Origin of the sequence: Microbacterium sp. LMI12-1-1.1, from assembly GCF_040676455.1 — a bacterium.
Classification (GTDB): Bacteria; Actinomycetota; Actinomycetes; order Actinomycetales; family Microbacteriaceae; genus Microbacterium.
Genome location: NZ_JBEGIA010000012.1, coordinates 886,693 through 912,133 on the forward strand (window position 1 = coordinate 886,693; position 25,441 = coordinate 912,133).

Here is a 25,441-nt window from a genome sequence, read left to right on the forward strand (position 1 = left end):
TCAGGACAAATTGTCCACCGATGCGGGCGTCGATCGGCGCACGCGGAGAGTTGTACAGCGGAGTATGACCGAGAGCAACCCTGCGTTCGACGTCCTCGCCTTCGGGCGGCTGGGTGTCGACATCTACCCCCTCCAGTCCGGCGTGGGGCTCGAGGAGGTGCAGACCTTCGGCAAGTTCCTCGGCGGCAGTGCCGCGAACGTCAGCGTCGCCGCCGCGCGACACGGTCGGCGCGTCGCGCTGATCTCGGGCGTCGGCGACGACCCCTTCGGCCGCTATCTTCTGGCGGAGCTCGCTCGCCTCGGCGTGGACAACCGTTACGTGCGGGTGAACCAGACGCTGAAGACGCCCATCACCTTCTGCGAGATCTTCCCGCCCGACGACTTCCCGCTGTACTTCTACCGCGAGCCGAAGGCGCCCGACCTGGACGTCGCACCGGCAGAGCTCGACCTCGACGCCGTGCGCTCGGCCGGCATCCTGTGGTTCACCGCGACGGGGCTCAGCCAGGAGCCCAGCCGCGCCGCCCACCACGCGGCTCTTCAGGCGCGAACCAGCGGACACACCGTCTTCGATCTCGATTACCGCCCCATGTTCTGGGCCGAGCCGGCGGAGGCGAGCGTCCAGATGGCGCGGGCCCTCGAGCATGCGACCGTCGCCGTGGGCAACCGCGAGGAGTGCGAGGTCGCGGTCGGTGAGACCGAGCCCGAGCGCGCGGCGGACGCGCTGCTGGAGCGCGGGGTCGAGCTCGCGATCGTGAAGCAGGGGCCGAAGGGCGTGCTGGCGAAGACGCGCGACGAGTCCGTCGTCGTGCCGCCGTATCCCGTGGAGGTCGTGAACGGCCTGGGCGCCGGAGACGCGTTCGGCGGCGCCCTCTGCCACGGCCTGCTCGCGGGGTGGGACCTCGAACGCATCCTCCGCTTCGCGAACGTCGCCGGCGCGATCGTCGCGTCCCGCCTGGAGTGCTCCACGGCCATGCCCGTCGAGGCGGAGGTCACGGCGATCCTCGACGCGGGGGCGCTGCGATGACCCAGTTCCTCACCGAGGACGACTTCACCCGCCTCCGGGACATCCGGGCGACCCGGCCGGAGGCGATCCGCGACGCCCTCACCGTCCGCCGACGTCGCGACGTGCTGCGCGGCGACGGACGCCTGTTCATCGTCGCCGCCGATCATCCCGCCCGCGGCGCCCTCGCGGTGGGCGGCAATCCGACCGCGATGGCCGACCGCTACGACCTGCTCGACCGGCTGGCCACGGCGCTGAGCCGACCGGGCGTCGACGGCGTGCTGGGCACGCCCGACATCGTCGACGACCTCGCCGTACTCGGCCTCCTCGACGACAAGATCGTCGTCGGCTCGATGAACCGCGGCGGCCTGCGTGGCGCATCGTTCGAGCTGGACGACCGCATGACGGCTTACGACGTGCGCACGATGGTGGCTTCGGGCATCGACTTCGCCAAGACGCTCGTGCGCATCGATCTCGCCGACCCCGGCACCGTCTCGACGCTCACGGCGATGGCCGGTGCCGTCACCGAGGCGTCGACCGCGGGCCTGCCGATCATGCTCGAGCCCTTCCTCAGCACCCGCAGCGCCGGTCGGGTCGTCAACGACCTGTCGACGGATGCCGTCATCCTGTCGATCGCGATCGCCTCCGGCCTGGGCGCGTCCAGCGCGAACACGTGGATGAAGCTGCCCGTCGTCGACGACATGGAGCGCGTCATGGCGGCCACCACCATGCCCACGCTGCTGCTCGGCGGCGACTCGGGCGTGGATCCCGACGAGACGTTCGCGTCGTGGGAGGACGCGCTGTCGCTTCCCGGCGTCCGCGGGCTGACCGTCGGCCGCACACTCCTCTACCCGCCCGACGACGACGTCGCCGCCGCCGTGGACATCGCGGCCGGCCTCGTCCACACCGACCTCTGAACCCCTCCCCTCACGAAGGACCACACCCATGAGCATCACCGAGACCATCCCCACGCAGACCGACGTCGACGCCGATGTGCGGGTGATCTCGCATTGGATCGATGGTGCGGAGGTGCCGTCGTCGTCGGGGCGGACGGCGCCGGTGTTCAATCCGGCGACGGGTGTGGTGTCGGCGCGGGTGGCGTTGGCGGATGAGGCGGAGATCGACGCGGCGATCGCGTCGGCGGTGCGTGGGTTCCAGGTGTGGTCGGGGTGGTCGATCGCGCGGCGGCAGGGCGTGTTGTTCAGCTTCCGGGAGTTGTTGAATGCGCGGAAGCGGGAGTTGGCGGAGATCATCACCGCGGAGCACGGCAAGGTGGTCTCGGATGCGATGGGGGAGATCCTGCGCGGTCAGGAGGTCGTGGAGTTGGCGTGCGGGTTCCCGCACCTGATCAAGGGCGCCTTCTCGGAGAACGCGTCGACCGGGATCGACGTGTACTCGCTGAAGCAGCCGCTCGGGGTCGTCGGCATCATCAGCCCGTTCAACTTCCCGGCGATGGTGCCGATGTGGTTCTTCCCGATCGCCATCGCGGCCGGCAACGCCGTCGTGCTCAAGCCGTCCGAGAAGGATCCGTCGGCGGCGCTGTGGCTCGCGGCGCTGTGGCGTGAAGCCGGGCTGCCGGACGGCGTGTTCACGGTGCTGCAGGGCGACAAGCTCGCCGTCGACGGTCTTCTCGAGAGCCCCGACGTGGCCTCCATCTCGTTCGTCGGGTCCACCCCGATCGCGCAGTACATCTACGAGACGGCGTCGAAGCATGGCAAGCGGGTGCAGGCGCTGGGTGGCGCGAAGAACCACATGCTGGTGCTGCCCGATGCCGACCTCGACCTCGTGGCCGACCAGGCCGTCAATGCGGGCTACGGTGCCGCCGGCGAACGCTGCATGGCCATCAGCGTCGTGCTCGCCGTCGAGCCGGTCGCCGACGACCTCATCGCCAAGATCCAGGAGCGGATCGCGAAGCTGCGCATCGGCAACGGCGCGGGCGTTGACGGCGTCGAGCCCGACATGGGGCCGTTGATCACCGACGTGCACCGCGACAAGGTCTCGAGTTACGTCGACATCGCCGAGGCGGACGGCGCGAAGATCGTCGTCGATGGCCGGGGCTTCACCGTCGAGGGGCACGAGGATGGGTTCTTCTTCGGCCCCACCCTGATCGACGACATCCCCACCACCAGCCGCGCCTACCAGGAGGAGATCTTCGGACCGGTCCTCTCCGTCGTGCGCGTGCAGTCGTACGACGAGGGTCTCGAGCTGATCAACTCGGGCCGGTTCGGCAACGGCACCGCCATCTTCACCAACGACGGCGGCGCCGCCCGCCGGTTCCAGAACGAGGTGCAGGTCGGCATGATCGGCATCAACGTTCCCATCCCCGTCCCCGTCGCCTACCACTCCTTCGGCGGCTGGAAGCAGTCGCTGTTCGGCGACGCCAAGGCCTACGGCGTCCACGGCTTCGACTTCTACACCCGCGAGAAAGCCATCACCAGCCGCTGGCTCGACCCCGCCCACCACGGCGGCATCAACCTCGGCTTCCCCCAGAACAACTGACCTCGGCATCCGTCCATACGATCGATTCACGAGAGCACGAGATGAGCACTACGGACCAGCGCTGGTTCCACCGCCGCGGCGACCTCGCCCGGGAGGGGTGGGAGAGCGTCGTGGACGCATCGATTGCCGGATGGCAGCACACCGGCATCCGTGTCGCCGAGATCGCAGAGGGACAGTCGCTGACGCTCGACGACCGGGGTGTGGAGCGGATCGTCGTCCCGCTCGCCGGATCGTTCAGTGTGCTGCACCGCCACGACCCGGGGGAGTGGGAGACCCGACTGCGCGGCCGGCGCTCCGTGTTCGACGGCCCGACGGACGTGCTGTACCTCCCTACGGGAACAACGGCGGAGATCCGCGGCCGCGGGCGCGTGGCGATCGCCGAGGCGCCGACGACCGAGGCGCGGCACTGGCAGTACGTCCCGCCATCCGACACCTTCGTCGAACTGCGGGGGGCCGGGCGCTCGAGCCGCCAGGTGCACAACTTCGGCACCCCGCGCGCGATCGACGCGGCCCGTCTCATCGTGTGCGAGGTGATCACGCCGGCTGAGAACTGGTCGTCGTACCCGCCGCACAAGCACGACGAGCACGTGCCCGGTCACGAGTCGCGCCTCGAGGAGATCTACTACTTCGAGACGGCGCCGGTGGCGGGGGCGCCGTCGGCGGCGGATGCCGCTTTCGGCATGTTCAGCACCTACTCCTCGCCCGCGGGTGAGATCGACATCAACGCGATGGTGCGCACCGGCGACATCGCGCTCGTGCCCTTCGGGTACCACGGACCGGCCGTCGCGGCTCCGGGCTACGACCTGTACTACCTCAACGTCATGGCCGGCCCCGATCCCGAGCGCCAGTGGCTGATCAGCGACGACCCCGCGCACGCCTGGGTGCGGGACACCTGGACCGGGCAGACCATCGACGAGCGGCTGCCGTTCACCGAGCACAAGGAGGGTCGCAGCTGATGGGCGCGACGAAACGGATGACGGTCAGCCAGGCGCTCGTGGAGTTCCTGGCCCACCAGTGGACCGTCGACGGCGAGATCCGCGAGCGCACGATCCCCGGCATGTTCGGCATCTTCGGCCACGGCAATGTCGCGGGCATCGGCCAGGCGCTCAAGCAGCTGAACGTCGAGGATCCCTCCCTGATGCCGTACCACCAGGCCCGCAACGAGCAGGCGATGGTGCATCAGGCCGTCGGCTACGCGCGCATGCACCGGCGACGCGGAACGTACGCGTCGGCCGCCTCGGTGGGTCCGGGCGCGGCGAACATGCTGACCGCCGCCGCCCTCGCGACAGCCAATCGCCTCCCGGCGCTGCTGCTTCCCAGCGACACCTTCGCGACCCGGGTCGCCGACCCCGTGCTGCAGCAGCTCGAGCAGCCGTGGGATATCGGCCTGACCGTGAACGACGCGTTCCGCCCGCTGTCTCGGTTCTTCGACCGCGTGCAGCGGCCCGAGCAGCTGTACTCGATCGCCCTCGCGGCGATGCGGGTGCTCACCGACCCCGTCGAGACGGGCGCCGTGACGATCGCCCTCCCCGAGGACGTGCAGGCCGAGGCGCTCGACGTGCCCGTCGAGTTCCTGCAGGACCGCGAGTGGCACCTCCGTCGTCCGCTGCCCGAGCGCGGTGCACTGGCTCGTGCCGTCGCGGCGATCCGCGGCGCGAAGAACCCCTTCATCGTCGCGGGCGGCGGCGTGATCTACTCCGGCGCCGAAGACCAGCTCCGCGCGCTCGTCGAGGCCACCGGCATCCCGGTCGGCACCACGCAGGCCGGCGGCGGCGCCCTGAACTGGGACCACCCGCAGAACCTCGGAGGGGTCGGAGCGACCGGCACGCTCGCGGCCAATCGCCTGGCTGCCGATGCCGACGTCATCATCGGCATCGGCACGCGCTACAGCGACTTCACCACCGCGTCGCGCACCGCGTTCCAGAACCCCGATGTCGTGTTCGTCAACATCAACGTCGCCTCGTTCGACGCGTACAAGCACGGCTCGCAGCTGCCCGTGATCTCCGACGCCCGCGAGGCGCTGGCGGCGCTCGCCCTCGAGCTCGAGGGCGTCGCGGTCGCGGGCGGGTACGCCGAGCGCATCGCGCGCGAGAAGGCGGAGTGGGATGCCGCGGTCGACGCGGCGTTCGCGCCCTCGGGGCGCGCGCTGCCCGGCCAGCCCGAGATCCTCGGCGTGGTGCAGTCCGCCAGCGCCCCCGAGGATGTCGTCGTGCAGGCCGCGGGTTCGCTGCCGGGCGACCTCCATAAGCTGTGGCGCGTCCGCGACCCGCTGGGCTACCACGTCGAGTACGCGTTCTCGTGCATGGGCTACGAGATCGCGGGCGGGCTCGGGGCCAAGCGCGGGCTCCTCGCCGACGGCGACGACCGCGACGTCATCGTGATGGTCGGCGACGGGTCGTACCTCATGCTCAACACCGAGCTCGTGACCGCGGTCGCCGAGGGCATCAAGATCATCGTGGTGCTGATTCAGAACCACGGCTTCGCGTCGATCGGGCACCTCTCCGAGACGGTCGGCTCCGAGCGCTTCGGCACCTGGTACCGCGAGTACGACGGCGAGGCCCGCAACTTCCAGGGCGGGAAGGTCCTGCCCGTCGATCTCGCGATGAACGCGCGCAGCTACGGCCTCGACGTCATCGAGGTCGAGCCCGGCACCTCCGCCATCGACGACCTGAAGGCGGCCGTCGCGCAGGCGAAGGCATCCGACCGGTCCACGTTCATCCACATCAACAGCGACCCGCTGATCTACGCCCCCGACGGTGCCGGCTGGTGGGATGTGCCTGTCGCCGAGGTCTCGACGCTCGACAGCACGCAGGAGGCCCGCGACGCGTACCTGTCGCAGCAGAAGGCTCAGCGCCCGCTGCTCGGCTGAGCCGGCGGCCGCACGCTGTGGCGTCCACAGGTCGCGCGTCAGGCGATGCGGACGAGATCGGGTGAGGTGACTTCGTCGGCGAGCGCGCCGTCGTGGACGAACCGCTGGACCTCGGCCACGACATGGTGGCCGATGCGTCGCAGCTCATTGCCCATCGACCCGGCGATGTGCGGTGTGAGCGTGGCGCCCGGAAGCGAGAACAGCGGATGGCCGGCCGGCAGCGGCTCCGGATCGGTGACGTCCAGCACCGCCCGCAGCCGATCGGCTCTGAGCTCGTCCACCAGGGCATCGGTGTCGACCAGGGAACCCCGCGCGGTGTTGATGAGGGTGGCGCCGTCGGCCATGAGTGCGAGCTCGGTGCGACCGATCATGCGATGCGTCTCGGGAAGCGCGGGCGCGTGGATCGACACCACCCGCGACCGCGTGAGGAGCTCGGGCAGCGACACCCTTTCGACGCCGAGCGCGGCTGCCTCCTCGGCGGTGAGCGACGGGTCGAACATGAGGCAGTCGACGTCGAACGGCCGCAGCAGTTCGACCACGCGTCGCCCGATGCGCGATGCGCCGATCACGCCCACCGTGATGCCGAATGCGCCGACGTCGCCGCGCGGGCGCGCCGCGAGCATGTCCTGCGTCCGCGAGAAGTCGTGGGCCGAGCGCAGCGCATCGCTCGCGCTCAGCAGGATCGCCGCCAGCGTGTACTCCGCGACAGGGACGGCATTCGCGCCGGCGGCGCTGGAGACGCGGATGCCGCGTTCCCAGACGGCAGGAGTCACCAGGCGCTTCACCGACCCGGCCGCGTGCACCACGGCCCGAAGCCGTGGCCAGTGGGCGAGGGTCGCCTCGTCGAGCCGCGGTGCACCCCATCCGGTGATGAGGATCTCGACGTCCTCGGTCGAGGCGGGGATGGCGGACAGCTCGGGGGTCAGCACCTCGGCGTGGACCGCGACGATGCGATCGAGGTCACGGCGCGCCCGCGCGTCGAACAGGTCGCCGGCGAGTTGCGGCGACTCCATGGCGAGCAGGGTGGGCGGACGGGTCATCCGATGACCTCGCCGTCGGTCGGGACGACATCGACGGTTCCGTCCGGCCAGCGGACGACGATGCTGTCGGACTCGATTTCGACGGCCGGCACGAAGGCGAGGTCGAGGCCCGCCCCGACGGCGCCCAGCGTGACGAGCGCGGCGACCATGTGGCCGCGATGCGCCGGCTCGGCCCCGGCCACCCAGGGGGTGACGGCGCCCGACGCGAACGGATCGCCGTCCTCGCGGCGGTCGAGGCCGGTCTCAGCGAGCCCGCGCACCCCTCGCACCGCGGTGGTCAGCCCGTCGGCCCTCCAAGCCTTCGCGCCCTCACCGGCCCACTGTCCCGCGTCGACGGGGAGTGGCCACCCTCCGACGCGGAAGGTCCATGGGCCCTCGTCTACCGGCCACACCGAGTCCGCATCGGCGGACGCCGACGGCGTCGCGACCGGGGGCGCGGGACTCCACCAGGCGAGGCGCAGTTCGTGCACGCCGTTCGCCACGGACGCGACGGTGACCCGGGGTCCACGCCGCAGTGATGCCCATCCGGCAACGTCGGCCGGGGCCGCATCGGTCCCGCTGTCGAGCCAGTGCACGCGGGAGCGCGACACCGCGACGCGCCCGCCCACGTGCACCGGCTCGATGGCGTCGCGATGCGACGGATGCCCGCCCGCGTCGAGCAGCGCGACGTGGGACTCCAGCGGCCGCCCCACGCCGGCGCGGGTGAGTGCGGGCGAGGTCGAGCTCGAGTAGCCGAGGCGCTGGTAGAACGGGTTGTCGGCGCGCGGGGCTCCGGCCGGTCCACGGAATCCGTCCGAGCCGTGGTTGAGCACGCGCACGATGCCGTCCTGCTCGGAGCGCACCACGAGCCAGCCGGGCGCGGGCAGTGCGCGCACGCTGACGGCGGGCCGGTCGGCAGCGGGCGCCGAGGCCGACCACTCCGGGTGCTCGGGCGGAAGCAAGAGCCCCAGCATCCCTTTGCTCGCCCAGTACGGCGAGGACGAGCCGGTGTACACCTGCCGGATCGGGGGGAACTCGCGGTGCCATCCGATCGACAGCAGCCCGCGGTCGTCGACGCTTCCTGCCGAGAGGAACCGGTCGAGCACCGAATCGGCGAGGCCCCGGGTCGCGCCCGTCTCCAGCGGAGTGGCGCCCGCCAGCGTGCCGGCCCAGAACGGCGCGAGCATCGCGAAGCGGTACGTGAGCGAGCGTCCCTGGAAGAGCGGGTCGCCGTGCGACCCGACGAGGTCCCGCGCCTGGTCGAGGAAGGCCCGCAGGCGCTCGCGGTGCAGCTCCTCGAGTTCGACGCCTCGGATGCGGGCGTGCAGGAGGGGATAGACGTGCCATGCCCAGCCCGCGTAGTAGTCGAAGCTGCGGCGGACGCCGTCGGGTCCGCTCCCGTCCGAGTACCAGCCGTCGCCGATGTACAGGCTCTCCTGGATCTCGGTGTTGCGATCCAGGTCGTCCTGTTTCCACGGCCCGCCGACGGAGGCGAGGAACGCCTCGATGACGTTCTGGAACCAGATCCAGTTGTTCGTGTAGCCGCTCGTGCCGACGACGCCGCCGAGCCACTCGACCATGCGGCTCTGCACGGCGTCGTCGAGCCGATCCCAGAGCCACGGCCGCGTCTCCGAGAGGGCGATCGCGACGGATGCCGCCTCCACGACGGCCTGCCGGCGCTCGGCGATGGTGGGCCACCGCTCGGGGCTCGCGGCATCCGTTCCTGCGACGAGACCGCGGGCGTACCGCTCGAGGACTCCCGAGGGGTCGGCCCCGTCGGCGCCCCGCACGCGGAACGCCGCGAGCAGGAACGTGCGGGCGAATCCTTCGAGCCCGTCGCTCCACCGGCCCGACGCGCTGACAGGTCCCGGCAGCGTGATGAGGGAGCCGCTGGGGGACGCGTGCGCACCGGCCGCCTGCAGCAGTTCATCGGCGAGCTGCTGCCACCGGTCGCGTGCGGTCGTCGGCGTCGCTGCGGCATCCCGGTACATCGTCGTCACCCGTCGATCGTGCATTACGCTCCTGTACTCATCCGCTCTTTCGGACAAATTCGATCACGAACGGGCACCCGGATCAGACTGCGACGAACGGACTTCGCACATGGTGGGACAGAACGCTCTTCCCAGGACTCGGCACGCACACCTGCTGCGGCAGCTGGAGCTGCACGGCAGCGTCAGCGCCGCCGACATCGCCGAGCAGCTCGGCGTCTCGCAGGTGACGGTGCGGCGAGACATCGTCGAGCTCGAGCAGGCGGGCAGGCTCGCTCGCGTCCACGGTGGCGCGATCGCCCTGGGTGCGCCGCCGGTCGCCCAGCCGGCACGTGCGAACATCGGTGTTGTCGTTCCCTCGTCGGTCAGCCATTTTCCCCAGATCGTGCGAGGAATGGATGCCGCCTCCCGCGGTGGCCGCACACGGATCGTGCTTGCGACGTCGCAGTACCGGGAAGAGCTCGAGCAGCGGCAGGTCGAGCGGCTGGTCGATGTCGGCGTCGCCGGCATCATCCTCGCCCCCACCATGCGCAGTCGCACCGAGATCGAGCTGGCCGAATGGGTGCGCACGATCCCCGTGCCCGTGGTGTTCCTCGAGCGGCGACTGGAGTCGACGGCGCTCGCGGCGTTCGACAGCGCGCGCACCGATCATGCGCGCGGCGCGCAGCTCGCCGTCGAGCACCTGGCCGCGCTGGGCCATGCGGCGGTCGGGCTCGCCCTGTTCGATCGCACGCCGACCGCCCCGCTCATCCGCGAGGGACACGCGTCCGCGATCGCCCGGCTCGGACTCGCCGAGGCTCCCTACGCCGCGCTCCCGAAGGGTGACGAAGGCGATGACGAACCGCTCGACGACGCCCTGGTCGCGTTCCTCGATGCGTGCGGACGGACCTCGACCGCGGCGGCGATCGTCCACACCGATGTGCACGCTGCCCGGCTCGTCGAGCTCGCGACGGATCGCGGCATCCGGGTTCCCGACGACCTCGCGATCGTGGCGTACGACGACGACACGGCCGGCCTCGCGATGGTGCCGCTCACGAGTGTCACCGCGCCGGGGCGTGACCTCGGCCAGGAGGTGCTGCGGATCATGACGGAGCGGATCGCCGCACCGGACCGTTCGGCGACGGCGGCACGTCACATCACGATGCTGCCCCGGCTGACGGTCCGGGAGTCGTGCGGCACGATCGCCTGATCGTTTTTGTCCACTTGGGCAGGAACGCTCGGGGCCTCGATCTACCTTGTCTCTGCACGCTCCCGGCGGGATCTCGCCGCGCGAGCGACGAGAGGCAACGAGCAAGGAGGCTCCGATGACATCCCGAACATTCACCAGTGCGACCAGGTCCACCGCCCGGCGCGGCGCACTCATCGCGGGGGCCACCCTCGCGGTCGGCGCACTCGCTGTGCTCACCGGCTGCTCCGGCGGCGGTGAGACGCCCGCAGCGACGGCCGATCCCGACGAGGAAGTCACGCTGAACTTCGCGTGGTGGGGCGACGCCAGCCGCGCCGAGCGCTACGAGGCGGCGATCGACCTGTTCGAGGAGCAGAACCCGAACATCACCATCCAGACCGGTTACGCCGGTTTCGGCGACTACTGGACCGCGCGCAACACCGAGGCCGCGAGCCGCACTCTCCCCGACGTGTTCCAGATGGATCTCGCCTATCTCGCCGAGTACGGCGGGTTCGGCCACGTCCTCGCCCTCGATGACTACCTCGGCGACGCCATCGCGACCGACGGCATCGAGCCGTCGCTCGTCGAGGCCGGCGCGGTCGACGATCAGATCTTCGGCCTCGCCTCCTCGAGCAGCACGCTGGCGACCCTGTACAACGAGCCGCTGCTCGAGCAGCTGGGCGTCGACGTGCCCGAGGGGCCGGTGACGTGGGACGAGTACGACGAGTTCCTGGCCGAGGTCTCGGCCGCCGGCGCATCGAACGATCCCGTGGTGTACGGCTCGCTGGACTACACGCAGTACTTCTGGCTGTTCCAGATCTGGCTCGGCCAGCAGGGCCTGTCGCTGATCGACGGCGGCGAACTGGGCTTCGAGCAGAGCGACCTGGCCGACTGGTGGTCGCGCAGCGCCCCGCTGCACGAGTCGGGCGCGGCCATGCCCGCCGAACGACAGGCGCAGCTGGAGGGCGTGGACGCGCTCGGTGCGGGCGAGATCGCCAGCGACGTCAGCTGGGCGAACTTCCTCGCGCGTTTCAGCGAGGGTCCCGCAGCCCCCGAGCTCTCCCTCGCCATCCCGCCCTACGACGACGAGGACAGCACCGGGATGTTCCTCAAGCCCGGTCTGATGCTCTCGATCGGCGCCAACAGCGAACACCCCGCTCAGGCGGCCGCGTTCATCGACTTCCTGGTGAACGATCCCGAGGTGGGTGCGATCTTCGGCATGTCGCGCGGCGTCCCGGCGTCGTCGACGGCCGCGGCGGGCATCGAGGCGAACGAGCTCGACGAGAAGATCCTCGCCTACCAGGAGGCGGTCGCCGACCAGCTCGACGGTCAGGCTCCGCCCGCCGTCCAGGGCCTGGGCACGCTCGAGCAGACGTTCGTGGCGATCAGCCAGGACGTCGCCTACGGTGCGGCCACGCCCGAGGAGGCGGCCGAGCGCTGGTTCGCCGAGGCCGACAACGCACTGAAGTGATCCTGACGCGGGCGGCGTGCAGCGATGCGCGCCGCCCGCAGCATCCGGAAGAGGCACTGCAATGACCGCTGACACACTCGCACCGCCGGCGCCGCCGGAGACGCCGCCCACGCAGCCCCCGCCACGCCGCCCCCGACGCCGGTGGGAGGACATCCGCGCCGGCTACGTCTTCCTCGCCCCGTGGCTGATCGGCTTCCTTCTGCTGACTGCCGGGCCGATGATCGCGTCGCTGTACCTCGCCTTCACCGACTACAACCTCTTCAGCCCTCCCCAGTGGGTCGGCTTCGACAACTTCGTGCGGCTGTGGAGCGACCCGGACTACCTGCAGGCGTGGAAGGTCACCGCGACCTACGTGCTCGTGGGCACGCCCCTCAAGCTCGCGGCGGCGCTCGGCGTCGCGCTCGTCCTGAACGCGACCTTCCGCGGCAGCGGCTTCTACCGCTCCGCCTTCTACCTGCCGTCGCTCGTCGGTGCGTCGGTGTCGATCGCCGTGGTCTGGAAGGCCATGTTCATCGACGACGGCCCCGTGGACAGCATCCAGCAGTTCTTCGGAGTCCCTGCCGGCGGATGGGTCGGAGACCCCGACAAGACGATGCCGATGCTGATCCTGCTCGCCGTCTGGCAGTTCGGCGCGCCGATGGTGATCTTCCTCGCCGGTCTGAAGCAGGTCCCCCAAGAGCTGTACGAAGCCGCGTCCGTCGACGGCGCCGGTCCCCTCCGCAAGTTCTGGGCGATCACGATCCCGATGCTGTCCCCGGTGATCTTCTTCAACCTGCTCCTCGAGACGATCAACGCGTTCCAGGTGTTCGCCTCGGCGTTCATCATCTCGGGCGGCACCGGCGGTCCCGCGAGGTCGACGCTCTTCTACACGCTGTACCTCTACTTCCGCGGCTTCCGCGATTTCCAGATGGGGTACGCCTCGGCCATGGCCTGGATCCTCGTGCTCGTGATCGCGTTCATCACGGTGATCTTCTTCCGCAGCTCGAGATTCTGGGTCCACTACGCAGGAGATGAAGGACGATGAGCGCCACGCAACTGCTCGTGACCGCGAAGACCGCGCGCCGGCCGCGTCGGCGCTGGACCGGCAAGGAGATCGTCTTCCACGTCGTGGTGCTCGCGCTGCTCGTGGTGATCCTCTACCCGGTCGCCTGGATGCTGCTGTCGACCTTCAAGCCGTCGGAGCAGATCGTCGGCAACGCCCAGCTTCTCCCGCGCGAGGTGACGGCGGAGAACTACGAGCGAGCGCTCAGCGGCATCGGCGGGGTGTCGTTCTGGACCTTCTTCCAGAACTCCACCATCCTCGCGGTGGCGTCGGTGATCGGCGTGGTGCTCTCCTCCGCGCTCGCCGCCTACGCGTTCGCCCGGATCAGCTTCCCGGGACGCAACGTCTACTTCGGGATCATGATCGCGACGCTCCTGCTGCCGTTCCACGTCGTGATCATCCCGCAGTACATCATGTTCAACGCACTTGGACTCGTGAACACGTTCACGCCGCTGCTGCTCGGAAAGTTCCTCGCCACCGAGGCCTTCTTCGTCTTCCTGATGGTGCAGTTCATGCGGGGGCTGCCGCGCGAGCTCGACGAGGCGGCGCGCATCGACGGCGCCGGGCACTACCGCACGTTCAGTGCGATCATGCTGCCCCTGCTGAAGCCCGCGCTGGTCACGAGCGCCATCTTCACGTTCATCTGGACGTGGAACGACTTCTTCGGGCCTCTCCTCTACCTCAAGGACCCCGACCTGTACACGCTGCCGATCGCGCTGCGGCTGTTCGTCGACCAGAGCTCGTCGGCCGACTACGGCGCGCAGATGGCGATGGCCGTGCTCGCGCTGATCCCGGTCTTCCTCTTCTTCCTCATCTTCCAGAGGTACCTCGTGGACGGCGTGGCGACCCAGGGATTGAAGGGCTGAGGCGATGACGCACGTGAACACGGCCGGCGCCGCAAGCCGCGCGCACCCGTCGCGGCAGGGGCCGCGGCGGGTCGCGCGGCTGCTCTCGAGCCGGGGTCTGACGCTGTTCTCCGAGACGATCGTCGTCAGTCTCGCCGTGGCGGTGCTCGCCATCCCGGCGGTGACGGCGCTCCCCGCGATGGCGGCCGGAGCCTCCCACTTCCGCCGGCACGTCGAGGGCGAGTCGGACTCGCTCGTCGAGCTGGGGCGGGACTTCCTGCGCGCGCTGCGCAGCGGGTGGGTCTGGGGCGTCGCCAGCGCCGTTGCGTTCGCCGCCGTCACCGTCACGCTCACGACGCCCGCCATGCAGGGGATGCCGGGGGGAGAGGTGTTCCGCTGGAGCTCGGGGGCGATCGGTGTCATGGCGGCAGTGGTGCTGCTCCGAGCGGCCGGCGGCTGGGACCCCGCCTCGCGGTGGAGCGCGCTCATCCGCGAGGCCGCCGAGAAGTCCGCGCGCGACATCGCGGGGTCGCTCCTTCTCCTGCTGGCCCTCGCGCTGAGCGCGCTGATCGTCTGGATGTTCGCGCCGCTGGTCGTGCTCGTTCCCGGGATGCTGGTGCTGGCCACCAGAGCGGTCGCCACCCGATCCCGCTGATGTCCGCCGACGCGCTGGTCCCGGCCGAGGCGACGCTCGAGGACGTCGCGCGCGCGGCCGGTGTGTCGCAATCGACGGCCTCCCGCGTGCTGAACGCTTTTGTCCGATTGATCAGACGGTGCGAAGTTCCGGCCTAGTTTCGGTGGCGGTCGGAGCCAGCGACGGCTCCGCGGATTCATCGAGGAGTCATCGCCATGGACATCAGTCGTCGAACACTGCTGCAGTCGACGGTCGCAGCCGGAGTCGCCGCGGCGTTCGCGTCCCCGTCGGCCGCGCACGCGGCGCCGGGGCTGCGCGGCGCCTTCGGTCAGGTCGTCCCACAGGCGCTCACGGGCCACGGGCCGATCCCGCTGCGCTGGCTGGAGGGTTCAACGCCCGCCCAGCTCGTCGCAGGGACGACGTGGGGCGTGCCCTGGCCCCGTGGCGCGCTCAGCCCGGACCAGACCTTCGCGCTCGTCGCCGACTCGGGCGAGTCGGTCCCCGTCCAGAGCTGGCCCACAGGCTGGTGGCCTGACGGCTCGGTCAAATGGACGGCCCATGCGGTGAGCGGGGCGTCTGGTCGCGCCGCCGGCTACTCGCTGCAGCCCGGCGCTCCCGCCGCCCCGGCATCCGCCATCTCCGTCTCCGACAACCCGGGGCGGGTCGTCGTCGACACCGGCGTCATCCGTGTCGAGTTCCCGAAGAACGGGGCGCACCTCGTCTCATCGATCCGCCGGGGTGACACCGTGATCGCCGAGGAAGGCAGGCTCGTGGCCATGCGCCAGGACAAGCCCGACACCGATGGTGCCGAGAAGGTGGTCCGCGAGCAGTTCCAGAGCCAGGTGTCGGCGGTCAAGGTCGAGCAGAAGGGCCCGGTGCGTGCGGTGGTGCGCGTCACCGGCACCCACAAGAGGGGCAACCGCACCTGGCTGCCGTTCGACGTGCGGTTCTATCTGTACGCAGGCTCCGACGGGGTGCGCGTCGTGCACAGCTTCGTGTTCGACGGCGACGAGAACGCCGACTTCATCACCGGGATCGGCTTCACGTTCTCGGTGCCCCTGGCCGCCCAGCTGCACGATCGGCACATCCGGTTCGCGGGCGACGGCGCCGGCGTCCTCGGCGAAGCGGTGCGCGGGATCACCGGCCTCCGTCGCGATCCGGGCGCCGCGGCGCGGAGCGCACAGATCGCGGGCACGTGGACGCCCGATCCGGCGACGTGGGACCAGCGTGTGACCTCACGGCTGCAGTGGATCCCCGCGTGGGGCGACTACAGCCTGAGCCAGCTGACAGCGCAGGGCTTCGAGATCCGCAAGCGCACATCCGCGGGGCACTCGTGGATCCGCGTCGACGCGGGACGCCGGGCCCGCGGGCTCGCGTATGTCGGCAGCCCGGCCGGCGGCCTGGCGTTCGGAATGCGCAACTTCTGGCAGCTGCACCCCACCGAGCTCGAGATCTCCGGTGCGGCGACAGACAGGGCCACCGCGACGGCGTGGATGTGGTCGCCCAAGGCCGGGGCCATGGACCTGCGGTTCTACCACGACGGGCTCGGCCAGGACACCTACGCCAAGCAGCTGGACGCGCTGGAGATCACCTACGAGGACTACGAGCCGGGCTTCGGCTCTCCGTATGGCGTGGCGCGGACCACGGAGCTGAGCTTCTGGGCGCTCGGCGCGACGCCGACCGCCGGGGACTTCAGCGCGCTGGCCGACGCCAACGCGACACCGCCCCTTCTCATCAGCGCGCCGGAGCACAACCACTCCGCCGGCGTGTTCGGCTCGTGGGCGCCGGTCGATCGGTCCAACCTCGCGAAGATCGCGGTCGAGGACAAGCTCGCCTTCATGCACCAGCACTACATCAACCAGGTGGATCAACGCTCGTGGTACGGATTCTGGGACTACGGCGACGTGATGCACGAGTTCGATCGCGATCGCCATGTCTGGCGGTACGACGTCGGCGGCTACGCGTGGGACAACTCCGAGCTCAGCACCGACATGTGGCTCTGGTACCACTACCTGCGCACGGGAGACGCCACGGCATTCCGCTTCGCGGAGGCGATGACGCGGCACACCGGCGAGGTGGACGTGTATCACCTCGGCAAATACCGTGACCTCGGCACCCGCCATGGCATCATGCACTGGGCCGACAGCGCCAAACAGCAGCGCATCAGCAATGCCGGCTACCGCCGCTTCTACTACTTCCTCACTGCAGACGAGCGCGTCGGCGACCTGATGAAGGATCTCGTGGATGCCGACAAGACCTTCCTCGTGCTGGATCCGGCACGCAAGATCCGCGACGAGGTCTACAACCCGCAGCCCGACGCGCTCGGCGTCTCCACCACGACGGACTGGGGCGCTCTCGCGCTCGCCTGGCTCGCCGAATGGGAGCGCAACGGCGATCCGATCGCCGAGGCGAAGCTCGTCAACGGAGCCAAGACGATCGCGGCGCTTCCGAACGGATGGTCGCAAGGCGGCGAGGTGCGCTACAACCTGGCGGACGGGACGTTCAGCGGACCGAGCGAGAAGAGCGTCGAGGTGGGTTCGCTCGACTCCGTCTTCGGCCTGTTCGAGCTCATGACCGAGCTCATCGACCTCATCGACGACCCCGAGGTGACCGAACAGTGGGTGAACTACTGCCGCCTCTACAACGCCACTTCGGCGGAGCAGATCGCGATCACGGGCTCGTCGTGGGGCAATCAGAACCTGCGCCAGGCGTACTCCCGCGCGACCGCGTACGCCGCGCATCAGCTCGGCGACGCAACCCTCGCCAAACGAGCCTGGAAGGAGTTCCGCACCGGGCACGCGGGCTACCCCGAGAGCCTGGCGTTCACTGCGACGCGCATCGAGGGGCCGACCGTTCTCAACCCGATCGACGAGGCGCCGTTCAGCACCAACGCCAGTGCTCAGTACGGGCTCGCCGCGATGCAGTGCCTCGCACTGGTCGGCGACGAGATCTGATCGGGGCGACGAGCACGCTCGCGAAGTCGGCGGATGCCGCGGGTCGCGGCATCCGCTCTCCCATGCACGAAGACCCCCTGCCGTGTGGCAGGGGGTCTTCGAGTGAACCGGTGTGGGTCAGAGCGTGGAGGCGAGCGGATCGAAGTCCGCGGCCAGCGAGCCCACCTCGCCGACGGTGCTCTGCACCTCGACGTAGGTGCGCGACTCGGCGGCCTCTTCGATCGACAGCAGCGTGTCGAGCACGTGGTAGCCGAACTCGCCGGTGGCGATGTGCGGGCGGCCGTCGCGGATCGAGCGGGCCATGTCGAGCAGACCGAGGCCGCGACCGGCGAGGACGCCCTCCTGCGGCACCTGGAGGATCTCCTGCTCCCGCACCGAGACGTCGGTGAGCGGGCGGGTGATCGTGATGTCGCCGCCGAAGGTGTTCGGGTCGGGGATCACGATCGTGCCTTCGGTGCCGTTGATCTCGACGATGCCGTGGCGCAGCAGCGGGGAGTCGGTGCTGTACAGGCTCTGCGCCTGACCGCCCTGCTCGAACTCCATCAGCACCGACAGCGTCGACGGGATCTCGACGGGGAACTCCTGGCCGGCGAGCTCTCCGGACTTCACGGTGCGGGTCTCGACGCCGCGGAGGCCGAGCGCTGCGACCGAGGCGACCGGGCCGAACACGTGCACGAGCGTGGACACGTAGTACGGCCCCATGTCGAGCAGCGGACCGGCGCCCTTGGCGTACAGGAACGCCGGGTTCGGGTGCCAGAGCTCCGGACCCTGCCACTGGAAGGTCGTCGTCGCGAACAGCGGGCGGCCGATGTCGCCGCGGGCGATCGCACGCTTCGCGGTCTGCACGCCCGGTCCGAGCACGGTGTCGGGTGCGACGCCGACGCGCAGGCCCGCGGCATCCGCCTTCTGCAGCAGTCGCTGGGATTCCTCGCGGTCGACGCCGATCGGCTTCTCGGTCCATACGTTCTTGCCGGCGGCGATGATCGCCTCCGACACCTCGACGTGCACGGCCGGGATCGTGAGGTTGACGACGATCTCGATGTCGGGGTCGTTCAGCACGACGTCGACGCCGCCGGCGCGCGGCACGCCGTACTTCTCGGCCTGCGCCTTGGCGCGGTCCTCGATCACGTCGCCGATGGCGATCACGCGCACGTCGGGGAAGCTGGTGAGGTGCGTCAGGTACTGGTCGCTGATGTTGCCCGCGCCGATGATGCCGACGCCGACGGCTCCGGAAGAGGCGGCCATCAGACGGCGACCTTCTCGTCCAGGAAGACGCGGCTCTGCTCGACGGCGTCGAACAGGTCGCCGTTGAAGTGGTCGAACTCGACGATCGCGACCTCGAGAGCGGATGCCGCGGCCAGCGCCTCTTCGAGGGGCACGACGCCCTGACCCGCGGGGACCTGGTCGGCCGGCGGGTAGGCCGCGACGGCCTCGGGGTCGAGCGTGCCGTCCTTGACGTGCACGGCGATCACGCGGTCGCCGAGCGTCTGCAGCAGCGTCGGCGAGTCGACGCCGGCGCGGGCGACCCAGTACAGGTCGACCTCGAGCACGACGCGCTCATCGAGCAGGTCGGCGAGGACCTCGAGGCCGGTCTTGCCGTCGAAGGTCGTCTCGAGCTCGTGGGCGTGGTTGTGGTAGCCGACGCGGATGCCGCGCGCGGCGCCGATCTCGGCGGCGGCGTTGAGCTGCCGGGCGATCTCGGCGATGTGCTCCCGGCTCTGCCAGAGGGCGGGGTCGGTGTAGGGCTCGATGACCGTCGTCATGCCGAGGATGTCCGCGGCGTCGAAGACGGCCTCGGGAGTGGGAACCGGACGAGTCGTCGTCGTGCCGTCGGGGTTGACGAACGAGGATGACGCGAGGAACGCGTGACCGGTGGGCGCGGCGATGCCGTTGGCCTTGAGGGCGGCGGCGAGGGGCTCGGCCCGTCGCACGAAGTCGTAGGGCTCGGCGGCGGTGAAGCCGCGGGAGGCGAGTTCGGCGAGGGTGCCGTCGAGGTCGGCCTCGAGTGCGTCCTTGACGGTGAACAGCTGGATGGATGTCTGGACCGGCATCGGTCGCGCTCCTTCGTTGTCTGCTTTGACGGGTGTCTGAGTGGCGTCGACGGACGGGGATCGCCCGGACCGCATCACGTTATCACGAAAACCTCCAGGTGGAGGTTTTTATTCGGTAGCATGGTTCGCATGGCGGATGAGGAGCACCAGCCGGCCCTGCGCGGGTCGTACGCGAAGGGCGTGGCCCGCCGCCAGGAGATCCTCGACCGGGCCATCGAGGTGTTCGCGCGGCGCGGTTCCGACCGCACGAGCCTGCGCGCCATCGCCGAGGAGGTCGGCGTCACCCACGCCGCACTGAAGCACTACTTCGGCTCGCTCGAAGAGCTGCTCGTCGAGGTGTACCGCGAGTCCGAGCGTCGCGGCGACGACGAGCACCCGGCCGACGCCGACATGACGCCGGTGGAGATGCTGCGCGGCTGGACCGAGTCGAACCGCGAGGTGCAGGGACTCGTGCAGCTCTACTCGACGCTCGTGGCGTCGGCCCTCGAGGAGGGGCATCCGGCCGCACGGGAGTTCGCCACCACCCGCTTCGCGCGCGTCCGCGCCGATCTCGCCGCGCGCGTGCGCCGCAACCAGGCGACCGGACGCATCCGGTCCGACGTCGACCCGATGGCCGTCGCCGCACTCGTGATCGCGGCATCCGACGGCCTGCAGACCCAGTGGCTGCTCGACGTGGACGCGCCGCAGGACGCCGCACTCACCCTGCTCGATCAGCTGCTCAGTGGGAGCACCGCGACCGAGCCGTCGGCCTGAGCAGGACGAAGGCATGCCCCGCAAGAGCAGCGGCCGCCGGTTCGCCGCCGACCTGACCCACGCGGTGTCGAGCCTCTTCCGCCTCGCACCGGCACCCGCGCCGCGGTGGGCGATCGGACTGCGCGCCGCCGTGGCGATGACGGCCCCGATCGCCGTGATGACGCTGCTGGACCGCCCCGACCTCGGATTCCAGGCGGCCACGGGGGCCTTCGTCGCCCTCTACGCGACCCATCTGCCGGTCCTCGAGCGGCTGCGCGTGGTGCCGTTCGTGGCGGGCGGGCTGCTCGTCGCCGCGACGCTCGGCGCGCTGGCCGGACCGTCGCCGGTCGCGACGATCATCGGGCTCGCGGTCGTGACCATCGCCGCCGCGGCGGCCATGTTCGGCTTCGCCGTCGGCCCGCCGGGGCCGCTCTTCATCGTGCTCGTCTACGGGCTGTCGGCGCACATCGTGGCGTCGGGAGCGGATGCCGCGACCTATGTCGCAGCAGTGGCGTGCGGCATCCTGTTCGCCGGCGTGGTGTCGCTGGCTCCGCTCGTGCTGCCGAGTCGTCGCCGGGTCGCCGCGCGGCCGCTGCGCCAGGTTCTTCCCGGACCCGCGTGGCCCCCCGGCCAGCGCCTGCTGCTCGCCCGTGTGGCGATCGCCACGGTGGTCGGTATCGTCCTCGGCCTGGTGCTCGACCCCGACCGGGCCTACTGGATCGTCGGCGCGGCCGTCGCGGTCATCGGCGTCGCCGCTGATCGCCGCGCGGCGTACAGCAGGGGACTGCACCGCATGATCGGCACGATCCTCGGTGCGGGCGTGTACCTGCTGCTGGCGCCGCTGCCGATCCCCGCGCTGTGGCTCGCGTTGCTGCTAGGCGTGCTGCAGTTCACGATCGAGCTGTTCATCGTGCGCAACTACGCGCTCGCGCTGGTCTTCATCACGCCGCTGGTGCTGCTGCTGACGGGTGCGGCGACCGGCACCGTCGACACCGTGGCGGTGGCGACCGAGCGGGTGGTCGACACCCTGGCGGGAGCCGCGCTGGGCGCCGTCACGGGCGTGCTCCACGCGCGCGAGGACTGACGCGGCATCCATCGATCGGTTGACCTCGACGTCGACCGGCCGCCCGACGCGTGGGGGCCCTCTCGCACGTGGACTGGTGGGGTGCATCGCTTCATCGACCTCCTCTCTCAGCGGCTGACCTCACGACGGGGCGCGTGGGTCTCGCTCGCCCTCGGCGTGCTCGCCTTCGCGACACTGCTCGGCATCTTCGGCAGCGCCGACCTCGCCGCGGGCGGTGACAGTGCACCGCCGCAGTCCGAGAGCGGGCAGGTGGCAGCGCTCGCCCAGGAGTTCTCCGACGCCGCGGATCAGGCGCTCCTCGTCGTCGCCTCCCGCGAGGACGGCGCCGCCCTGACGGCCGCCGATCTCGAGGCGCTGTCGGACCTCGCCCCCGAGATCGACGCCGCGACCGGCGGCAGCGCGACCGGCCCGATCCCGAGCGAGGACGGCGAGGCGGCCGTTCTCACCTCGACGGTCGAGATCGGCGACGACCGTGACGAGGCCGCGCACGCGGTCGATGCGCTGCGTGAGGTGATCGCCGACCACCCGATCGACGGCGTCACGGTTCAGGTCACCGGTGGGGCCGCTTTCGGCGCCGACGTCGCGGCGGCCTTCGACGGCGCGGATCTCACGCTCCTCCTGGTCACGATCGGGATCGTCGCGCTGCTGCTGATCGCGACCTACCGGTCACCGCTCCTCTGGCTCGTGCCGCTCGCGGTCGTGGCGCTCGCGGATCAGCTCGCCGGCAAGACGACCGCGGCCCTCGGCACCGCTCTCGAGCTGCAGTTCGACACCGGCATCGTGAGTGTGCTCGTGTTCGGCGCCGGAACGAACTACGCGCTTCTCCTCGTGTCGAGGTACCGCGAGGAGCTGTGGCGCGACGACGACCACCGCGCCGCGCTGGCGCGGGCATGGCGCGCGAGCCTGCCCGCCATCACCGCCTCCAACGCGACCGTCGTCGTGTCGCTGGCGACGCTGCTGCTCGCGGTCGTCCCCGGCACGCGAGGACTCGGCATCGCGTCGGCGGTGGGACTGGTGATCGCCGTGCTGGCCGTGCTGTTCGTGCTGCCGCCGGCACTCGCGGTCTGCGGACGCGGTGTCTTCTGGCCGCTGATCCCCCGGCCTGCGGCGGGGGCCCAGCATGCTGCCGAGCGCGTCGGAGCGTGGCGCACCCTCGGTGCGCGCGTCGTCGCGCGCCCGGTGCTGCCGGTCGTCGCGGGTCTGCTGCTGCTCGTGGTGTCGGCCACCGGCCTGATGGGCATGCAGCTCGGACTGAGCCAGTCAGAGCGGTTCCGGGTGCCGTCGGAGTCCGCGATCGGGCTCGAGGTGCTCGGCGACCATTTCGCCCCGGGTGAGGCCGAGCCGATGGTCGTCATCACCGACACGTCGGACGCAGATGCCGTGGCCGACGCGGTCGATGCGATCCCGGGCATCGAGCGGGTGACGGCCGTGGCGGAGAGCGTCGACGGGGCGCTGGCGAAGCTCGTCGTCGTGAGCGACGCCGGACCGGGAACGCCCGAGAGCCGCGAGCTCGTGCACGCCGTCAGAGACGCCGGCCACGCAGCATCCGCCGGCACTCTGGTCGGAGGACCCGCCGGCGTCGCCACCGACGCGTACGACGCCAGCGTGCGCGACCTCCTCCTCATCGCGCCGCTGGTGCTGCTCGTCACCTTCCTGGTGCTCGTCGTGCTCCTGCGCGCCCTCGTGGCACCGCTCCTGCTGCTGTTCGTCAACACCCTCAGCGCGGTCGCAGCCATGGGAGCGGGTGCCTGGCTCGGCCGCACCCTCTTCGGCTGGACCGCACTGGATCTGCAGGTACCGCTGCTGGCGTTCCTCTTCCTGGTGGCGCTGGGCGTCGACTACACGATCTTCCTGGTGCATCGGGCGCGCACCGAGGCGGCGGCCGTGGGGACGCGCCCAGGGATGGTGAATGCCGTCGCCGCGACCGGCGGCGTCATCACCAGCGCCGGCATCGTGCTGGCCGGGGTCTTCGCGGCGCTCGGCCTGCTGCCGCTCGTGACGCTCGGCCAGATCGGGCTCATCGTCGGCGTCGGAGTCCTGGTGGATACCCTGGTCGTGCGCACACTCGTCGTGCCCGCGCTGTTCTCGCTGGTCGGCCGCCGGATGTGGTGGCCCGGCCGGATTCCGGCGGCTGCGGCCCCGCGTCACGGCGGGGTCCGCAACCCAGAGGAAGGGGTGTCCGCGGATGCCGCAGCTCTCCGCGAGCCCGTCGCCTGAGGCCGGCGATCCGGGCCTGCTGCCATCGCGGTCCTGGCGGGGCCTCATCGCCTCGATCCGCGTCGGCCAGACCGTGATCACGGCCGCGCTCCTCGTGGTCGGCGCCGCGCGGGCGGTCGGCGACGGCACGCCGGTGGCGTGGGTCGTCGCCGTCTCGGTGGTGTTCGGCGGCTGGTACTTCGGCGGCCTGCTGCTGAGCGAGCGCACCCGCGACCCGGGGGTCGCCGCGGGCTGGCTCGTCGGCCTGGCGCTCATCTGGATCGGCGCCGTCGCGATCTCCCCCGAATTCGTGTGGCTGGCGTTTCCGCTGTGGCTGCTGGCGGGTTTCGTCCTCCGCCTGCGGTGGGCGATCCCGTTCAGCATCGTCGTGCTCGCCGTCGTCATCGCCGCACCGCTCGTCCATACCGGCACCATCGGCTACGCCGACGTGATCGGGCCGGTCGTCGGCGGCGTGTTCGCCCTGGGCATCTCGCGCGGCTACCTGGAGCTCGTACGCGACGGGCGGGAGCGGAGCCGGCTCATCTCCTCCCTGGTGACCGCCCACGAGGAGATGGCGCAGCTGCAGGACGAGCTCGCCCGCGCCCAGCGCGACGCGGGCGCCGTCGCCGAGCGCACGCGCCTGTCCCGCGACATCCACGACACGATCGCCCAGAGCCTCACCTCCATCGGGATGATCGCGGCGGGGGCTGCGGCATCCGCACCGGTGCCCGCCGCCCGGGCGTTCGGGCAGATCGGCGACCTCGCCCGAGAGGGCCTCGCCGACACGCGCCGCATCGTCAACGCCCTGATGCCGGCGGAGCTCGAGGGGTCCGCTCTCGCCGATGCGCTGCAGCGCATGCTCGACCGGCTCAGCGACGAGACCGGCATCCGCACCGAGCTCCGCGTCGACGACACCGTTCCGGCTCTTCCCGTGGAGGTCGAGGTGGCGCTGCTGCGCACGGCGCAGTCCGCGCTGGCGAACACCCGCACGCACTCTCACGCCGACCGCATCGTCGTCAGCCTGGTCGACGGCGGCGACAGCGTCCGCCTCGACATCGTGGACGACGGCGCCGGGTTCGACGCCGCGGAATGGGAACGACACCCCGCCGGATCGGGTGGCGGATACGGGCTGCGCGCGATGCGCGACCGGCTGCGCGAGCTCGGCGGGGGACTGGACGTCGAGAGCACGCCCGGTGCGGGTGCCGCGCTGTCGGCATCCGTCCCGATCGTGACGAAGGAGGCGTGATGGGCGTGCTGCAGGTGCTGATCGCGGACGATCACCCCATCGTCCGCGCCGGGGTGCGGGCGCTGTTCGACAGTCACCCGGATGTCGAGGTCGTCGGCGAGGCGGCGACCGGCGAAGAGGCCGTGGCGCTCAGCCGGCACCTCGCGCCCGACATCGTCCTGTGCGACCTGCGCATGGGGGCGGGCATGGACGGCGTGCAGACGACCGCGGCGCTGCGCGCCCTCGATCCGGCGCCGGCGGTCGTCATCCTCACGACCTTCGATCGGGATGCCGAGATCCTGGGCGCGATCGAGGCCGGCGCCTCGGGCTACGTGCTCAAGGACGCCGCGCCCGATGCGATCGTGCGCGCGGTGCGCGAGGCGGCGGCCGGCCGGCTCGCGCTCACCCCTGAACTGAGCGAACGGGTCGTGCAGGTGCTGCGCGCTCCGCGCGTGCGCCTCACCGAGCGCGAGCACGAGGTGCTCCGCCTGCTCGACCAGGGCGCATCCAACCCGCAGATCGCGAAGTCGCTGTTCGTCGCCGAGGCCACCGTGAAGACCCACCTCGTCCACATCTTCGCCAAGCTCGGCGTCGACAGCCGCTCGCGGGCGGTGGCCGTCGCCCGCGAGCGCGGACTCCTGTGACCTGAGCGCCCGCCGACCTCAAC

At 70.8% G+C, this 25,441-nt stretch carries 21 protein-coding genes; 17 read left to right on the forward strand and 4 right to left on the reverse strand.

Going from position 1 to position 25,441, the window contains the following annotated elements:
* Positions 1-64: 64 nt before the first annotated feature.
* The 5 genes from iolC to iolD are packed head-to-tail and all read left to right on the forward strand — an operon-like array spanning position 65 to position 6,368.
* Complete coding sequence (gene iolC / locus MRBLMI12_RS12550; protein ID WP_363356807.1) at positions 65-1,024, forward strand: 5-dehydro-2-deoxygluconokinase; 960 nt, start codon at positions 65-67, stop codon at positions 1,022-1,024.
* Positions 1,021-1,917, forward strand: a complete 897-nt coding sequence (locus tag MRBLMI12_RS12555) for a class I fructose-bisphosphate aldolase (RefSeq protein WP_363356808.1) — start codon at positions 1,021-1,023, stop codon at positions 1,915-1,917. The genes iolC and MRBLMI12_RS12555 overlap by 4 nt, the downstream gene beginning before the upstream one ends.
* A gap of 28 nt (positions 1,918-1,945) precedes the next feature.
* Positions 1,946-3,499 (forward strand): CoA-acylating methylmalonate-semialdehyde dehydrogenase, encoded by a 1,554-nt coding sequence (locus MRBLMI12_RS12560; protein ID WP_363356809.1) that lies wholly within the window; start codon positions 1,946-1,948, stop codon positions 3,497-3,499.
* Between the two features lie 41 nt (positions 3,500-3,540).
* Positions 3,541-4,455 carry a 5-deoxy-glucuronate isomerase gene (gene iolB, locus MRBLMI12_RS12565; protein WP_363356810.1) on the forward strand — a complete coding sequence of 305 codons (915 nt, stop codon included), beginning with the start codon at positions 3,541-3,543 and terminating at the stop codon, positions 4,453-4,455.
* The gene (iolD, locus tag MRBLMI12_RS12570) at positions 4,455-6,368 is read left to right on the forward strand and encodes a 3D-(3,5/4)-trihydroxycyclohexane-1,2-dione acylhydrolase (decyclizing) (protein ID WP_363356811.1); all 1,914 of its coding nucleotides are present in this window, start codon (positions 4,455-4,457) and stop codon (positions 6,366-6,368) included. Before iolB ends, iolD begins: the two co-directional genes overlap by 1 nt.
* A 38-nt stretch (positions 6,369-6,406) precedes the next feature.
* Here iolD and MRBLMI12_RS12575 read toward each other — a convergent pair whose 3' ends face one another.
* The gene (locus MRBLMI12_RS12575; protein ID WP_363356812.1) at positions 6,407-7,408 is read right to left on the reverse strand and encodes a hydroxyacid dehydrogenase; all 1,002 of its coding nucleotides are present in this window, start codon (positions 7,406-7,408) and stop codon (positions 6,407-6,409) included.
* Positions 7,405-9,402, reverse strand: a complete 1,998-nt coding sequence (locus MRBLMI12_RS12580) for a DUF2264 domain-containing protein (RefSeq protein WP_363356813.1) — start codon at positions 9,400-9,402, stop codon at positions 7,405-7,407. Before MRBLMI12_RS12580 ends, MRBLMI12_RS12575 begins: the two co-directional genes overlap by 4 nt.
* An 85-nt stretch (positions 9,403-9,487) precedes the next feature.
* Between MRBLMI12_RS12580 and MRBLMI12_RS12585 the strand changes: the two genes are divergently transcribed.
* The 7 genes from MRBLMI12_RS12585 to MRBLMI12_RS12615 all read left to right on the forward strand — a co-directional run bounded on the left by MRBLMI12_RS12585 (position 9,488) and on the right by MRBLMI12_RS12615 (position 17,486).
* Positions 9,488-10,564, forward strand: coding sequence for a substrate-binding domain-containing protein (locus MRBLMI12_RS12585; protein ID WP_363356814.1), 1,077 nt, complete (start codon positions 9,488-9,490; stop codon positions 10,562-10,564).
* A gap of 115 nt (positions 10,565-10,679) precedes the next feature.
* The gene (locus MRBLMI12_RS12590) at positions 10,680-12,011 is read left to right on the forward strand and encodes an ABC transporter substrate-binding protein (protein WP_363356815.1); all 1,332 of its coding nucleotides are present in this window, start codon (positions 10,680-10,682) and stop codon (positions 12,009-12,011) included.
* Between the two features lie 61 nt (positions 12,012-12,072).
* Positions 12,073-13,035, forward strand: coding sequence for a carbohydrate ABC transporter permease (locus tag MRBLMI12_RS12595; RefSeq protein WP_363356816.1), 963 nt, complete (start codon positions 12,073-12,075; stop codon positions 13,033-13,035).
* On the forward strand, positions 13,032-13,919 hold the full coding sequence (locus MRBLMI12_RS12600) for a carbohydrate ABC transporter permease (RefSeq protein ID WP_363356817.1): 888 nt from the start codon (positions 13,032-13,034) through the stop codon (positions 13,917-13,919). The genes MRBLMI12_RS12595 and MRBLMI12_RS12600 overlap by 4 nt, the downstream gene beginning before the upstream one ends.
* A 4-nt stretch (positions 13,920-13,923) precedes the next feature.
* Positions 13,924-14,553 carry a hypothetical protein gene (locus MRBLMI12_RS12605; RefSeq protein WP_363356818.1) on the forward strand — a complete coding sequence of 210 codons (630 nt, stop codon included), beginning with the start codon at positions 13,924-13,926 and terminating at the stop codon, positions 14,551-14,553.
* Positions 14,553-14,690, forward strand: coding sequence for a LacI family DNA-binding transcriptional regulator (locus MRBLMI12_RS12610; RefSeq protein WP_363356819.1), 138 nt, complete (start codon positions 14,553-14,555; stop codon positions 14,688-14,690). The genes MRBLMI12_RS12605 and MRBLMI12_RS12610 overlap by 1 nt, the downstream gene beginning before the upstream one ends.
* Positions 14,691-14,747: 57 nt before the next feature.
* Positions 14,748-17,486 (forward strand): Tat pathway signal sequence domain protein, encoded by a 2,739-nt coding sequence (locus MRBLMI12_RS12615; RefSeq protein WP_363356820.1) that lies wholly within the window; start codon positions 14,748-14,750, stop codon positions 17,484-17,486.
* Positions 17,487-17,603: 117 nt separating this feature from the next.
* On the opposite strand, the gene MRBLMI12_RS12620 is transcribed toward MRBLMI12_RS12615, so the two are convergent.
* Entirely contained in the window at positions 17,604-18,731 is a 1,128-nt protein-coding gene (locus tag MRBLMI12_RS12620; protein ID WP_363356821.1) for a Gfo/Idh/MocA family protein, read from the reverse strand.
* On the reverse strand, positions 18,731-19,537 hold the full coding sequence (locus MRBLMI12_RS12625; protein WP_363356822.1) for a sugar phosphate isomerase/epimerase family protein: 807 nt from the start codon (positions 19,535-19,537) through the stop codon (positions 18,731-18,733). The genes MRBLMI12_RS12620 and MRBLMI12_RS12625 overlap by 1 nt, the downstream gene beginning before the upstream one ends.
* A gap of 129 nt (positions 19,538-19,666) precedes the next feature.
* Here MRBLMI12_RS12625 and MRBLMI12_RS12630 point away from each other — a divergent pair, with 129 nt between their 5' ends.
* The 5 genes from MRBLMI12_RS12630 to MRBLMI12_RS12650 all read left to right on the forward strand — a co-directional run bounded on the left by MRBLMI12_RS12630 (position 19,667) and on the right by MRBLMI12_RS12650 (position 25,418).
* A complete protein-coding gene (locus MRBLMI12_RS12630) occupies positions 19,667-20,290 on the forward strand; it encodes a TetR/AcrR family transcriptional regulator (RefSeq protein ID WP_349426226.1) in 624 nt (207 codons plus the stop codon).
* Between the two features lie 13 nt (positions 20,291-20,303).
* Complete coding sequence (locus tag MRBLMI12_RS12635) at positions 20,304-21,353, forward strand: FUSC family protein (RefSeq protein WP_363356823.1); 1,050 nt, start codon at positions 20,304-20,306, stop codon at positions 21,351-21,353.
* An 81-nt stretch (positions 21,354-21,434) separates the two neighbouring features.
* Positions 21,435-23,570, forward strand: coding sequence for an MMPL family transporter (locus MRBLMI12_RS12640; protein WP_363356824.1), 2,136 nt, complete (start codon positions 21,435-21,437; stop codon positions 23,568-23,570).
* Entirely contained in the window at positions 23,539-24,795 is a 1,257-nt protein-coding gene (locus tag MRBLMI12_RS12645; RefSeq protein WP_363356825.1) for a sensor histidine kinase, read from the forward strand. The genes MRBLMI12_RS12640 and MRBLMI12_RS12645 overlap by 32 nt, the downstream gene beginning before the upstream one ends.
* Complete coding sequence (locus MRBLMI12_RS12650) at positions 24,795-25,418, forward strand: response regulator transcription factor (protein WP_363356826.1); 624 nt, start codon at positions 24,795-24,797, stop codon at positions 25,416-25,418. The genes MRBLMI12_RS12645 and MRBLMI12_RS12650 overlap by 1 nt, the downstream gene beginning before the upstream one ends.
* Positions 25,419-25,441: the final 23 nt, after the last annotated feature.

What these genes read in the sequence shown, in the direction of transcription:
- iolC (WP_363356807.1), top strand. Translation starts at nt 65, where the DNA reads ATGACCGAGAGCAACCCTGCGTTCGACGTCCTCGCCTTCGGGCGGCTG.
- MRBLMI12_RS12555 (WP_363356808.1), top strand. Translation starts at nt 1,021, where the DNA reads ATGACCCAGTTCCTCACCGAGGACGACTTCACCCGCCTCCGGGACATC.
- MRBLMI12_RS12560 (WP_363356809.1), top strand. Translation starts at nt 1,946, where the DNA reads ATGAGCATCACCGAGACCATCCCCACGCAGACCGACGTCGACGCCGAT.
- iolB (WP_363356810.1), top strand. Translation starts at nt 3,541, where the DNA reads ATGAGCACTACGGACCAGCGCTGGTTCCACCGCCGCGGCGACCTCGCC.
- iolD (WP_363356811.1), top strand. Translation starts at nt 4,455, where the DNA reads ATGGGCGCGACGAAACGGATGACGGTCAGCCAGGCGCTCGTGGAGTTC.
- MRBLMI12_RS12575 (WP_363356812.1), bottom strand. Translation starts at nt 7,408, where the DNA reads ATGACCCGTCCGCCCACCCTGCTCGCCATGGAGTCGCCGCAACTCGCC.
- MRBLMI12_RS12580 (WP_363356813.1), bottom strand. Translation starts at nt 9,402, where the DNA reads ATGCACGATCGACGGGTGACGACGATGTACCGGGATGCCGCAGCGACG.
- MRBLMI12_RS12585 (WP_363356814.1), top strand. Translation starts at nt 9,488, where the DNA reads ATGGTGGGACAGAACGCTCTTCCCAGGACTCGGCACGCACACCTGCTG.
- MRBLMI12_RS12590 (WP_363356815.1), top strand. Translation starts at nt 10,680, where the DNA reads ATGACATCCCGAACATTCACCAGTGCGACCAGGTCCACCGCCCGGCGC.
- MRBLMI12_RS12595 (WP_363356816.1), top strand. Translation starts at nt 12,073, where the DNA reads ATGACCGCTGACACACTCGCACCGCCGGCGCCGCCGGAGACGCCGCCC.
- MRBLMI12_RS12600 (WP_363356817.1), top strand. Translation starts at nt 13,032, where the DNA reads ATGAGCGCCACGCAACTGCTCGTGACCGCGAAGACCGCGCGCCGGCCG.
- MRBLMI12_RS12605 (WP_363356818.1), top strand. Translation starts at nt 13,924, where the DNA reads ATGACGCACGTGAACACGGCCGGCGCCGCAAGCCGCGCGCACCCGTCG.
- MRBLMI12_RS12610 (WP_363356819.1), top strand. Translation starts at nt 14,553, where the DNA reads ATGTCCGCCGACGCGCTGGTCCCGGCCGAGGCGACGCTCGAGGACGTC.
- MRBLMI12_RS12615 (WP_363356820.1), top strand. Translation starts at nt 14,748, where the DNA reads ATGGACATCAGTCGTCGAACACTGCTGCAGTCGACGGTCGCAGCCGGA.
- MRBLMI12_RS12620 (WP_363356821.1), bottom strand. Translation starts at nt 18,731, where the DNA reads ATGGCCGCCTCTTCCGGAGCCGTCGGCGTCGGCATCATCGGCGCGGGC.
- MRBLMI12_RS12625 (WP_363356822.1), bottom strand. Translation starts at nt 19,537, where the DNA reads ATGCCGGTCCAGACATCCATCCAGCTGTTCACCGTCAAGGACGCACTC.
- MRBLMI12_RS12630 (WP_349426226.1), top strand. Translation starts at nt 19,667, where the DNA reads ATGGCGGATGAGGAGCACCAGCCGGCCCTGCGCGGGTCGTACGCGAAG.
- MRBLMI12_RS12635 (WP_363356823.1), top strand. Translation starts at nt 20,304, where the DNA reads ATGCCCCGCAAGAGCAGCGGCCGCCGGTTCGCCGCCGACCTGACCCAC.
- MRBLMI12_RS12645 (WP_363356825.1), top strand. Translation starts at nt 23,539, where the DNA reads ATGCCGCAGCTCTCCGCGAGCCCGTCGCCTGAGGCCGGCGATCCGGGC.
- MRBLMI12_RS12650 (WP_363356826.1), top strand. Translation starts at nt 24,795, where the DNA reads ATGGGCGTGCTGCAGGTGCTGATCGCGGACGATCACCCCATCGTCCGC.